Origin of the sequence: Alloalcanivorax profundimaris (assembly GCF_015265435.1) — a bacterium.
In the GTDB taxonomy this organism is placed as follows: Bacteria; Pseudomonadota; Gammaproteobacteria; order Pseudomonadales; family Alcanivoracaceae; genus Alloalcanivorax; species Alloalcanivorax profundimaris.
In genome coordinates, this window is sequence record NZ_JABJWH010000040.1 from 82601 (window position 1) to 93840 (window position 11240).

An 11240-nucleotide genomic window follows, 5' to 3' on the forward strand; every position below is an offset into this window, starting at 1 on the left:
ATGTATTGGCCCCATTGGCGCAGGCTATGACCGGGCTCGGCATCGGCGGTTCCACGAATAGGAATTCCGACGTCCATCCCGTATCATTGCGGGCCTTGGAGCCCGTGGCTCCGCCGTCTCCCCGTACAGTCACCCGATGGAAAAAGCCGTTCCTATGCTGATCCTCCCAGGTAGCCCGGCGCTGTCCGCCTTTCGTAAGGAAAAACTGCTGGAAGCCCTGCCCAACGTGGCGGCGCTGTCGGCCCGATACGTGCATTTCGTGGAACTGGAGGCCGGGCTCGATGAGCGCGAGCAACGGGTTCTCGAGAGCCTGCTGGAATACGGTCCCACCCTGGACGAGACGCCGGTGGACGGCGATCTCTACGTGGTGGTGCCGCGCCCGGGCACGGTGTCGCCCTGGTCCTCCAAGGCCACCGACATCTGCCACAACGCCGGCCTGGCGAAGGTGGCCCGGGTGGAGCGCGGCATTGAGTACCGCCTGAGCATGGACGGCCCGGCGGAGCGCCGCGAGCTGGCCGCCGCCCTCCATGACCGCATGGTGGAAACGGTACTGGAGCGGCTCGAGGACGCCGAGCGCCTGTTCACCCATCACCAGCCGCGCCCGCTCACCACCGTGGACGTGATCGGCGGCGGCCGCGAGGCGCTGGCGGAAGCCAACGGCAGCCTGGGCCTGGCCCTGGCGGACGACGAGATCGATTACCTGGTGGAGCGCTTCACCGCCCTGGGCCGCAACCCTTCGGACGCCGAGTTGATGATGTTCGCCCAGGCCAACTCCGAGCACTGCCGCCACAAGATTTTCAACGCCGACTGGACCATCGACGGCGAGGCTCAGGAACTGAGCCTGTTCGCGATGATTCGCAACACCCACAAGCAGGCCCCGGACGGCGTGCTCAGCGCCTACAGTGACAACGCGGCGGTGGTGGCGGGCCCGGTGGCGGACCGTTTCTTCCCCGCCGACGACGACGGCGCGCAGGTGTACCGCTACGTCAACGAGCCGGTGCACATGCTGATGAAGGTGGAGACCCACAACCACCCCACGGCCATCGCCCCGCACCCGGGCGCGGCCACCGGCGCTGGCGGCGAGATCCGCGACGAGGGCGCCACCGGCCGGGGCGGCAAGCCCAAGGCCGGCCTCACCGGCTTCTCGGTGTCCAACCTGCGCATCCCCGGCTTCGAGCAGCCCTGGGAAGATGACTACGGCCGCCCGGACCGCATCGCCTCGCCGCTGGACATCATGATCGACGGCCCCTTGGGCGGCGCCGCTTTCAACAACGAATTCGGCCGGCCCAACCTGTGCGGCTACTTCCGCACCCTGGAAGTGCAGGCGCCGGGCATCAACGGCGAGGAACGGCGCGGCTACCACAAGCCGATCATGATCGCCGGCGGCCTCGGCAACGTGCGCGACGGCCATGTGCACAAGAACGAGATTCCCGACGGCGCCAAGGTGATCGTGCTGGGCGGCCCGGCCATGCTGATCGGCCTGGGCGGCGGCGCCGCCAGTTCCATGGCCAGCGGCGAATCCGACGAGACCCTGGATTTCGCCTCGGTGCAGCGCGACAACCCGGAAATCGAGCGCCGGGTGCAGGAAGTGATCGACCGCTGCTGGGCCCTGGGCGACGCCAACCCCATCGTCTCGGTGCACGACGTGGGCGCCGGTGGCTTGTCCAATGCGCTGCCGGAGCTGGTCCACGACCATGACCGGGGCGCGCGGCTGGATCTGCGCAAGATCCCCAGCGCCGAGCCCGGCATGAGCCCGGTGGAAATCTGGTGCAACGAAGCCCAGGAACGCTACGTGCTGGCGGTACTACCGGAGGACCTGGAGCGCTTCAGCGCCCTGTGCGAGCGGGAGCGCGCACCGTTCGCGGTACTGGGCGAGGCCACCACCGAGGAGCACCTGCGGGTGGCCGACGAGCACTTCGGTGACGCCCCGGTGGACCTGCCCATGGACGTGCTGTTCGGCAAGCCGCCCAAGATGCAGCGGTCCTTCGATCGCGAGGACTTTGAACGCCAGCCGTTCAGCACCGACGGCATCGAGCTCAAGGACGCCATCGAGCGGGTCATGCGCCTGCCCACGGTGGCCTCCAAGAACTTCCTGATCACCATCGGCGACCGCTCGGTGACCGGCCTGGTGCACCGCGATCAGATGGTCGGCCCCTGGCAGGTGCCGGTGGCCGATTGCGCGGTCACCGCCACCGGCTACAACCAGCGCACCGGCGAGGCCATGGCCATGGGCGAGCGCACCCCGGCGGCGCTGGTCAACGCGCCGGCGGCGGGCCGCATGGCGGTTACCGAGACCCTCACCAACCTGGCCGCCTCGCACATCGGCTCGCTGGGCAACATTCGCCTGTCCGCCAACTGGATGGCCGCCGCCGGTCACCCCGGCGAGGATCAGGCCCTGTTCGACACCGTCAAGGCGGTGGGCATGGAACTGTGTCCGGAACTGGGCATCGCCATTCCGGTGGGCAAGGACTCCCTGTCCATGCGCACCCTGTGGCAGGAGCGCGGCCTGGAGAAGAGCGTTACCGCGCCGCTGTCGCTGATCGTGTCCGGTTTCGCCACCGTCACCGACATCGGCCTGACCGCCACCCCGCAGATTCGCACCGGCATGGACAGCGAGCTGCTGCTCATCGATCTCGGCCGGGGCCAGAACCGCCTGGGCGGCTCCGCCCTGGCCCAGGTGTACGGTCAGGTGGGTGCCGAGGCGCCGGACCTGGATGATCCCAAGGATCTGGTGGCCTTCTTCGAGGTCACCCAGGCGCTGCTCGCCGAGGGCCGCCTGTTGGCCTACCACGACCGCTCCGACGGCGGTCTGTTCACCACCCTGGCGGAGATGGCCTTCGCCGGCCGGGTGGGCATCGACATGGTGCTCGACAACATCGCCGGCGACGGCCCGGAGGCGGTGGCCGCCCTGTTCGCCGAGGAAGCCGGCGCCGTGATCCAGGTGCGCGAGGAAGACCTGGCGGCGGTGCGCCAGCGCTACCAGGACGCCGGCCTGGGCGGCTGCGTCCACCACGTGGGCACGCCCAACGACGACGACATCATGCGCATCCGCCTGGGCGGCGCGGTGCTGCGCGAGCGCCCGCGCTGGGGCCTGCAGCGGCTGTGGTCGGAAACCAGCTACCGCATCCAGTCCCTGCGCGACAATCCGGATTGCGCGCGCCAGGAATTCGACGCCGTGCCCGATTCCAACGACCCGGGCCTGAACGTGCGGCTCACCTTCGACATGAGCGAGGATGTGGCGGCGCCCTATCTCAACGCGGGCGCCCGCCCGGCCATCGCCGTGCTCCGCGAGCAGGGCGTCAACGGCCACATGGAGATGGCCGCCGCCTTCGACCGGGCCGGCTTCCGCGCCGTGGACGTGCACATGAGCGACCTGCTCGCCGGCCGGGTGGATCTGGCCGACATGAAGGGCCTGGTGGCCTGTGGCGGTTTCTCCTACGGCGACGTGCTCGGCGCCGGCGAGGGCTGGGCCAAGACGGTGCTCTACAACGAGCGCCTGCGCGAGGCCTTCAACCGCTTCTTCTTCCGCGCCGACACCTTCGCCCTGGGCGTGTGCAACGGCTGCCAGATGCTCTCCAACCTCAAGGACCTGATCCCCGGGGCGGAGCACTGGCCGCGCTTCGTGCGCAACCTGAGCGAGCAGTTCGAGGCGCGCACCTCCCTGGTGGAAGTGCAGGATTCGCCGTCCATTCTGCTCAAGGACATGGCCGGCACCCGCCTGCCCATCGCCGTGGCCCACGGCGAGGGCCGGGTGGAAATCGGCGATGAGGCCCTGCGCCGCAACGAGGAGGACCGTCTGCTGGCGATGCGCTTCGTGGACGGCCTGGGCAACCCGGCGGAACAGTATCCGGCCAACCCCAACGGCTCCGCCCGCGGCGCCACCGGCTTCACCACCCGCGACGGCCGCGTGACCATCATGATGCCGCATCCGGAGCGGGTGTTCCGCGTGCTGCAGAACAGCTGGATTCCGGACGACTGGCACCGGTTCGAGAACGGCCCCTGGTACCGGCTGTTCGCCAACGCGCGCAAGTGGGTGGGCTGATGACCAACGAGACGTTTAACTACTTCGATCTGCCGATCGGCGAGTCCCCGGAGCCGACCCCGGTCTCCGAGCAACGCCGGGCGCTGGCCCGGGAACTGCTGGCGATCAGTGAGCAGCTGGTGCGGCTGGACGCGGACGAGGCGGCGCTGGCCGCCTACACCGAGCAGGCCCGCGCTCTGCGCGAGCAACTGGAAGGTCACGGCCACCGCAGCATGCGCGACATTCTGGGCCGGTTGATCAGCGGCCAGGGCAGCCGCCAGGACGCCCTGGACATGGCCGAGTTCGAGATCCTGTCCGGCCCGGCCAGCCCGCTGTCGCCGCCCATGACCCTGTGGCTGGACGGCGACACCGTGCACGGCAGCGCCACCTTCGGCCGGGTGTTCATGGGCCCGCCGGGCAAGGTGCACGGCGGCGTGCTGGCCCTGGCCCTGGACATGCTGATGGCCAAGACCCAGGATTTCGTCACCGGCCTGGGCATGACCGGCACCCTCAATATCCGCTACCTGGCGCCCACGCCGCTGAACACGGAAATCCGTTTCGAGGCGCGCCTGAACCGGCTGGAAGGGCGTAAGCTGTTCGTCGAAGCCAAGGTGTTCGCCGGCGACACCCAGACCGTGGAAGCCACCGGCATCTGGATTTCCGCCCAGGGCGATTACCGCCTGCGTGACCACTTCGCCCACCTGGGCGCGGCCCGCCAGCCGGCCTGACCGGAGACCATTGCCATGACCGTCTACAAGCTCTGTTTCTACGTCCCGGAAGACCACGTCGAGGCGGTCAAGACCGCCGTCTTCGAGGCCGGCGCCGGCCGCATCGGCAACTACGATTGCTGCAGCTTCCAGGTGCGCGGCCAGGGCCAGTTCCGGCCCCTGGAAGGCAGCAACCCCCATCTCGGCGAGCACGGTGAAATCGAGACCGTGGACGAATTCCGCGTCGAGATGATCTGCACCGACGACCACCTCAAGGCCGCCCTCAGCGCCCTGCGCCTGGCCCATCCCTACGAGGAACCCGCCATTGATCTGTGGCGCCTCGAGGACCTGCCCGGCTGACCGCGACTGAAGCGGTACGCCGCCCGGTGGCGGCTCCGTTTGGGGTATCGCGACTGAAGTCGCTCCTACGAAAGCGCGGTAGGAGCGACTTCAGTCGCGATCCGGCGTTCGGGGATCAAAGAGCGTCGTCGAGGGACGGTTTGCGCTTCAGCGGCTGGATGTCCTGGGTGCGGATCGGGTAGTCGTTGCCGTTGGCGCGGTCCTGGATGTAGTACTTCAGGGTGCGTCCGATGGTGGGGAAGGCCAGTTGGTCCCAGGGGATCTCGTCCTCGCTGAACAGGCCGGCGTCGGCGCTCTCGTCGCCCACCCCATAGTCGCCGTTGACCATCTCGCCCAGGAAGAACATGTACACCTGGTTGATGTGCGGCAGGTTGAACACCGTGTACAGGTCGCCGATGGCCACGGTGGCGCAGGCTTCCTCCCAGGTTTCCCGGGCGGCGCCCTCCTGCAGGGTCTCGCCGTTTTCCATGTAGCCGGCGGGCAGGGTCCAGTAGCCGATGCGCGGTTCGATGGCCCGTTTGCAGAGCAGAAAGCGGCCTTCCCAGACCGGCACCGCACCAACCACGATTTTCGGGTTCTGGTAGTGGATCACGCCGCAATGGTTGCACCAGTAGCGCGGACGGTTGTCGCCGTCGGGAACGGAGAACAGGACTTCGTTGCCGCAATGGCTGCAGTACTTCATAGGGGCTCTCGGCGGTTCAGGGGGCCCGCCCGTCGGCGTGGTCCGGGCGGGGAAGGGCCAGACTACTGGCTCCACGGGCCGGCGGCAATCTCGGGCAACGGCCCATCGCGGCTGAAGCGGTACGCCGCCCGGCCGCTTCCGTCAGGCCAGGTTCGGCTTGCCCGTCGGGCGGCCTCTGGTCAAACTGTTGTTTGAAGTAACCTCGGGAGCAGTCAGTGTTGGATCAATTACGGCAGCGGATGGCGGCCTACCCCTACAACGATTTGCCGGTGAAACTGCCGGAGGCCGCCGTTCTCATGCCGTTCGTGGATCAGCCGGAGCCGGAGCTGATCCTCACGGTGCGGGCCCAGGGCCTGTCCACCCACGCCGGCCAGGTGGCGTTTCCCGGCGGCAAGCGCGATCCGGAGGATCCGGATCTGAAGGCCACCGCCCTGCGCGAGAGCCATGAGGAGGTGGGGCTGCCGCATCACCTGGTGGAGGTGGTGGGCCAGCTGTCGCCGATTCCGTCCCGGTTCGGCATCAAGGTGACGCCCTTCGTGGGGCTGGTGCGCCCCGGCTTTTCGCTGGTGCCCGAGCCCGGCGAGATCGACACCATCTTCCATGTGCCCCTGAATTTTTTCCTGGATCAGCCGCCGGAGCTGTCCGCGCCGGTGGAATACTACGGCCGGCGCCTGCGCATGCCCAGCTACCAGTTCGAGGGCAAGCGCATCTGGGGCCTCACCGCCTTCATGATCCTGGATCTGCTCAACCATGTGTACGACGCCGACGTGCGTTTCGACCTGACAGGTGAAGAATGATTTATAAATTGGGAGATCGCCGCGTGGAGCTGCGCGGCGAGGGTCAGTGGATCGCCCCCAACGCCACCGTGATCGGCTCGGTGACCCTGGGGGAGAACGTCAGCGTGTGGTTCGGCGCGGTGATCCGTGGCGACAACGACCTGATCGAGATCGGCGACAACTCCAATGTTCAGGAAAACTCCGTGCTGCACGTGGACCCGGGCGTGCCGATGAAGATCGGCAAGGGCGTCACCGTGGGCCACAAGGTGATGCTGCACGGTTGCACCATCGGTGATAACAGCCTGATCGGCATCAACGCGGTGGTGCTCAACAAGGCCAGAATCGGCAATAACTGCATCATCGGTGCCCATGCCCTGGTGCCCGAGGGCATGGAAATTCCCGACAATTCCCTGGTGATGGGCGCGCCGGCCAAAGTGGTCAAGGAGATCTCCGACGGCCACAAGGCGATGCTGACCATGAGCAGCCAGCACTACGCCGCCCACGCCCGCCATTTCGAGGAGCATCTGGAAATCGATGAGCGCTTCCAGGACTGAGCCGGCGGTGGCCTCGCCCTGTGTGTCGATCTGCGCTCTGGACGGCGACGACGTCTGCGTGGGCTGCTTCCGCACCGGCCGCGAGATCAGCTACTGGGGCCGGCTGACGCCGGCCTGGCAACGGGAGGTGCTGGCCCGCTGCCAGCGCCGCATGGACGGTGACCCGGCCCCCTGCGCGGTGGCCGTGGCGGAGCTGACATGAACCTGCCGAAACCGAAACTCAAGGGCGACAAGAAGCCGGCGGGCAACGGCGGCGACCAGGGCACCGCGCCGCCGCCGCGCCGCCCGCGGGTGGGCCTGGCCCTGGGCAGTGGTTCGGCGCGGGGGTGGGCGCACATCGGTATCATCCAGGCCCTGGAGGAACTGGGCGTGGAGATCGACGTGGTGGCCGGTACCTCCATCGGCGCTCTAGTGGGCGGCGCCTACGTCAGCGGCGCCCTGGCGGAATTCGGCGACTGGGTGAAGACGCTCACCACCCGGGACGTGTTCAGCCTCATGGATTTCACCTTTTCCGGCGGCGTGGTCAAGGGCGAGAAGCTGTTCGGCTTCTTCGAGGAGATGCACAGCAACCCCAATATCGAGGAGCTGACGCAGCGTTTCGTCACCGTGGCCACGGACATGAAAAGCGGCCGGGAAGTGTGGATCAGCAAGGGGCCGGTGCTGGACGCGGCGCGGGCCTCCTGCGCGCTGCCGGGGCTGTTCTCGCCATTCCAGTACCAGCAGCGCTGGATGCTGGACGGCGGCCTGGTGAACCCGGTGCCGGTGTCCGCCGCCCGCGCCTTCGGCGCCGACGTGGTGATTGCCGTGAACCTCAACGCCCAACTGGTGGGCGCCCACCTCAGCCGTCAGCGGCCGCCGGACACCGGCGACGGCCACGGCGAGGAAGACCGCAGCGTTTGGCAGAAAATGATGGGCTACTTCGCCGCCGGCGATGGCGAGGATCCGGGCTTCTTCGACGTGGTGGCCTCCAGCGTCAACATCATGCAGGACCGCATCACCCGCTCGCGGATGGCCGGCGACCCGCCGGAAGTGACCCTGATTCCGCTGCTGGAGGATTTCGCCCTGATGGATTTCCACCGCGCCAGCGAAGCCATCGACGAGGGCCGCCGCCTGGTGGAGCGCCACGAGGGCGACATCCGCGCCTGGGTGGGCTCGCCCCACGCCGATCGGGTCTAGGGGCCGTCGGCTTTGGCCTGATCGGAGGCGCGCCGCATGCGCGCCGCCTTCACCATGTTGTCCTTCACCTGCAGGATCTCGATCAGATAGTCGTCGATGCGGATCGAGGTGTTGGCGTCGGGAATGTCCTCCAGGTGCTCCAGGATCAGCCCGTTCAGGGTACGCGGGCCACCGGTGGGCAGCGCCCAGTCCAGGGAGCGGTTGATCTCGCGCAGGTGGGTGGCGCCGTCGATCACGTAGCTGCCGTCCTCCTGGGGATGGATGTCCTGGCTGGTGGCCGCCAGGTCGGTGGTGAACTCGCCGACGATCTCCTCGAGAATGTCCTCCAGGGTCACCAGACCCAGCACGTCGCCGTATTCGTCCACCACGATGCCGATGCGCCGCTTGGCGTTCTGGAAGTTGATCAGCTGGCGGTTCAGGGAGGTGCCCTCGGGCACGAAGTAGGGCTCCACGGTGTACTGCATCAACTCCGCCTTGTTGATGTCCTCCTTGAGCAGCAGGCGGCTCAGCTTGCGCAGGTGCAGGGTGCCGAGCATGTTGTTCGGGTCGCCCCGGTACACCGGCAGGCGGGTGTGCTGGCTGGCGCGCAGGGTGTTGAGGATTTCGTCCATGTCGTCCTCGAGATCCACCCCCACCATCTCGTTGCGCGGAATCATGATGTCCTCGACGGTGACGCTCTCCAGGTCGAGGATGTTGAGCAGCATCTTCTGGTGTTTTTCCGGGATCAGGCCGCCGGCCTCGTTGACCACGGTGCGCAGCTCCTCCGGGCTCAGGTGATCGTCCTCGCTTTGCCCCAGGGGCGCGCCGGCCAGGCGCAGGAAGAACATGCTCACGCCGTTGACCAGCCACACCAGCGGCGCCAGCAGCACCTGCAGCGGCTTGAGTACGAAACTGGCGGGGAAGGCGATGCGCTCCGGCTTGAGGGCGGCGTAGGTCTTGGGCGTGATCTCGGCGAACACCAGCATCACCAGGGTGATCACCACCGGCGCCACCGCCGCCCCGGAATCGCCCAGCCAGCGGATCGCCAGGATGGCGGCCACGGTGGCCGCGAAGTTGTTGACGAAATTGTTGCCGATCAGGATCACCGACAACAGGCGGTCCGTGCGGCGCAGCAGTTCCTCCACCCGCGTGGCGGCCCGGTGGCCCTGGCGGGCCAGATGACGCAGCCGGTAGCGGTTGATCGCCACCATGCCGGTTTCACTGCTGGAAAAGAACGCGGAGCCGAAAATCAGGATGATCAGGGCGGTGATCAGCCACCCGTCGGAGAAACTGTCCAAGAGGAAGTCGTTCGGTTGCTTATTGGCAGGCCATTGTTTGGGGGTGGCCGGGGGCTGTCAAGCGAAAGGCGGCCAGCCGCTCAGTCGTGGCCCAACCAGAGCGCGGTGAGCTGGGCGCGGCTGCGCACGTTGAATTTGCGGAACAGGGTTTTCACGTACTCGTGGGTGGTGTGGGGGCTCTGGCCGAGAGTGTCGGCGATGCACTTCTCGGCGCTGCCGGCGAGCAGGTGCTTGAGCACCTGGCGCTCGGTGGGGGTGAGCGGCGCCTCGGCCATGAACTGGCCGTGGCTGAGGTGGATCTGGCGGTTCAGCCAGCTCAGGCTGCGCAGGGCATAGCGGGCCACCTCCAGCTCTTCCGGGGTGAAGTCCGCCTGGCCGCGCAAACGGTCGAATACGAAGTAGCTTTCCAGGTCCTGGTTCACTGGCATCACCACGAACAGCCGGTCGGTGATGCCGCGGCCCAGATAATGGTGGATGTAGTGCTCGCCCTGGTAGAACGCCTCGGAGATGTGATCCACCAGCAGGGTGGCGCGGAACCGGCCGGCCTCATGCACATGGTTGCGGGTGGACTCGTCGGGGATACCTTTGTCCAGCCGCTTCACGGTGGCCACGTAGACCTGCTGATCCGCCGGCAGCTCGCCGAAGAAGCGGATCGAGCGGGCACGCCAGCCGAGCAGGGGGTCGTTGGCGTCATCGCTGAGGCGGATCGAGCAGAGCCAGTAGCCGTGATCGGAGTCGATCAGGTCGGCGATGCGGTTGAGCAAACAGTCCAGGGCGGTGTCCGGTTGCGAGGCGGGCAATTCGGCCAGTTCGTCCCAGAGGGCATGGATCGCCGCCTGTCGCGCCTCGCTGACACTCATATCCGATCGAGCACCACTTCCAGCACCAGCTGCGAACCGAAGAAGGCCACCAGCAGCACGGCGAAACCGGCCAGGGTGAAGCGGATCGCGGTGAGGCCGCGCCAGCCGCGCAGGTGGCGGCCGCCCAGCAGCACGGCGAAGATCACCCACGACACCAGGGTGAGCACGGTCTTGTGCACCAGGTGCTGGGCGAACAGGTCGTCCACGTACAGGAAGCCGAACAGGATCGCCACGGTGAGCAGGCCCTCGCCCAGCCAGATGGTGTCGAACAGCATCGATTCCATCACCTGGATCGGCGGGAACACCCGCATCACCCCACGGATGTGACCGTCCTTGAGCTGGCGGTGCTGAATCAGGAGCATGATCGCCTGGCAGGCGGAGATCACCAGCACCGAGTAGGCCAGGATCGACAGCAGTACGTGCAGGCCGATGCCGTGCTCCAGGGGGTGCACCCGGTAGCCGGTGTCGATCCACAGGCTGGCGGGAATGATCAGCGCGGCGAACGGAAACACCAGGGCGCCGATCCACTGGAAGGGCCGGTACAGGCTACAGGCGATTACCAGCGCGGCGCCCACCGCCGCCATGCACGATGCCACCGGCAGCACGCCCAGCAGCAGCCCCTGGTCGGTGACCATGAGGAAATACAGCGACACCGCGTGCACCGCCGTCGCCACCGCGGCCGGGGCCAGCAACACGGCGGTGGATGGCGTGGGCTGGCTCCGGAATTGCCGGAATAGCAGCAGCGACGCCAGGGCGTAGAAAAAAGTGGCGGTCAGGCCAAGGACCTCGGCAGGGCTCATAAGTCGAGATTTCTCCGGAAAAGCCGC

The 11240-nt window shown here is 67.4% G+C and carries 11 protein-coding genes; 7 read left to right on the forward strand and 4 right to left on the reverse strand.

The window, feature by feature from the left end:
- Positions 1–154 precede the first annotated feature (154 nt).
- The 3 genes from purL to HMJ39_RS17880 are packed head-to-tail and all read left to right on the forward strand — an operon-like array spanning position 155 to position 5088.
- On the forward strand, positions 155–4042 hold the full coding sequence (gene purL / locus HMJ39_RS17870) for a phosphoribosylformylglycinamidine synthase (RefSeq protein ID WP_194298351.1): 3888 nt from the start codon (positions 155–157) through the stop codon (positions 4040–4042).
- Positions 4042–4749 (forward strand): PaaI family thioesterase, encoded by a 708-nt coding sequence (locus HMJ39_RS17875; RefSeq protein WP_194298352.1) that lies wholly within the window; start codon positions 4042–4044, stop codon positions 4747–4749. The genes purL and HMJ39_RS17875 overlap by 1 nt, the downstream gene beginning before the upstream one ends.
- A gap of 15 nt (positions 4750–4764) precedes the next feature.
- Complete coding sequence (locus HMJ39_RS17880; RefSeq protein ID WP_194298353.1) at positions 4765–5088, forward strand: Nif3-like dinuclear metal center hexameric protein; 324 nt, start codon at positions 4765–4767, stop codon at positions 5086–5088.
- A 115-nt stretch (positions 5089–5203) separates the two neighbouring features.
- Here HMJ39_RS17880 and HMJ39_RS17885 read toward each other — a convergent pair whose 3' ends face one another.
- On the reverse strand, positions 5204–5770 hold the full coding sequence (locus HMJ39_RS17885; protein WP_194298354.1) for an NUDIX hydrolase: 567 nt from the start codon (positions 5768–5770) through the stop codon (positions 5204–5206).
- Positions 5771–5985: 215 nt separating this feature from the next.
- On the opposite strand from HMJ39_RS17885, the gene HMJ39_RS17890 reads away from it, so the two are divergent.
- From HMJ39_RS17890 to rssA, 4 genes are read left to right on the forward strand one after another with little or no spacing between them, the layout of a single operon-like run.
- Positions 5986–6567: a CoA pyrophosphatase gene (locus HMJ39_RS17890; protein ID WP_203384946.1), complete on the forward strand. Its 582-nt coding sequence runs from the start codon at positions 5986–5988 to the stop codon at positions 6565–6567.
- Entirely contained in the window at positions 6564–7100 is a 537-nt protein-coding gene (locus HMJ39_RS17895) for a gamma carbonic anhydrase family protein (protein WP_194298355.1), read from the forward strand. Before HMJ39_RS17890 ends, HMJ39_RS17895 begins: the two co-directional genes overlap by 4 nt.
- Positions 7081–7302, forward strand: a complete 222-nt coding sequence (locus HMJ39_RS17900) for a DUF1289 domain-containing protein (RefSeq protein WP_194298356.1) — start codon at positions 7081–7083, stop codon at positions 7300–7302. The genes HMJ39_RS17895 and HMJ39_RS17900 overlap by 20 nt, the downstream gene beginning before the upstream one ends.
- Entirely contained in the window at positions 7299–8276 is a 978-nt protein-coding gene (gene rssA / locus HMJ39_RS17905; RefSeq protein WP_194298357.1) for a patatin-like phospholipase RssA, read from the forward strand. Before HMJ39_RS17900 ends, rssA begins: the two co-directional genes overlap by 4 nt.
- Here the strand turns inward: rssA and HMJ39_RS17910 are convergent.
- The 3 genes from HMJ39_RS17910 to HMJ39_RS17920 form a co-directional block, all read right to left on the reverse strand.
- Entirely contained in the window at positions 8273–9553 is a 1281-nt protein-coding gene (locus HMJ39_RS17910) for an HlyC/CorC family transporter (protein WP_194298358.1), read from the reverse strand. The genes rssA and HMJ39_RS17910 overlap by 4 nt on opposite strands.
- Positions 9554–9633: 80 nt before the next feature.
- The gene (locus HMJ39_RS17915; RefSeq protein WP_194298359.1) at positions 9634–10413 is read right to left on the reverse strand and encodes a helix-turn-helix transcriptional regulator; all 780 of its coding nucleotides are present in this window, start codon (positions 10411–10413) and stop codon (positions 9634–9636) included.
- Positions 10410–11213 (reverse strand): cytochrome C assembly family protein, encoded by an 804-nt coding sequence (locus tag HMJ39_RS17920; protein WP_194298360.1) that lies wholly within the window; start codon positions 11211–11213, stop codon positions 10410–10412. The genes HMJ39_RS17915 and HMJ39_RS17920 overlap by 4 nt, the downstream gene beginning before the upstream one ends.
- Between the last annotated feature and the right edge of the window lie 27 nt (positions 11214–11240).

Bases quoted from the DNA above. Each gene is read 5' to 3' on its own strand.
- HMJ39_RS17875 (WP_194298352.1), top strand. From the start codon at position 4,042: ATGACCAACGAGACGTTTAACTACTTCGATCTGCCGATCGGCGAGTCC.
- purL (WP_194298351.1), top strand. From the start codon at position 155: ATGCTGATCCTCCCAGGTAGCCCGGCGCTGTCCGCCTTTCGTAAGGAA.
- HMJ39_RS17900 (WP_194298356.1), top strand. From the start codon at position 7,081: ATGAGCGCTTCCAGGACTGAGCCGGCGGTGGCCTCGCCCTGTGTGTCG.
- HMJ39_RS17885 (WP_194298354.1), bottom strand. From the start codon at position 5,770: ATGAAGTACTGCAGCCATTGCGGCAACGAAGTCCTGTTCTCCGTTCCC.
- rssA (WP_194298357.1), top strand. From the start codon at position 7,299: ATGAACCTGCCGAAACCGAAACTCAAGGGCGACAAGAAGCCGGCGGGC.
- HMJ39_RS17895 (WP_194298355.1), top strand. From the start codon at position 6,564: ATGATTTATAAATTGGGAGATCGCCGCGTGGAGCTGCGCGGCGAGGGT.
- HMJ39_RS17880 (WP_194298353.1), top strand. From the start codon at position 4,765: ATGACCGTCTACAAGCTCTGTTTCTACGTCCCGGAAGACCACGTCGAG.
- HMJ39_RS17920 (WP_194298360.1), bottom strand. From the start codon at position 11,213: ATGAGCCCTGCCGAGGTCCTTGGCCTGACCGCCACTTTTTTCTACGCC.
- HMJ39_RS17915 (WP_194298359.1), bottom strand. From the start codon at position 10,413: ATGAGTGTCAGCGAGGCGCGACAGGCGGCGATCCATGCCCTCTGGGAC.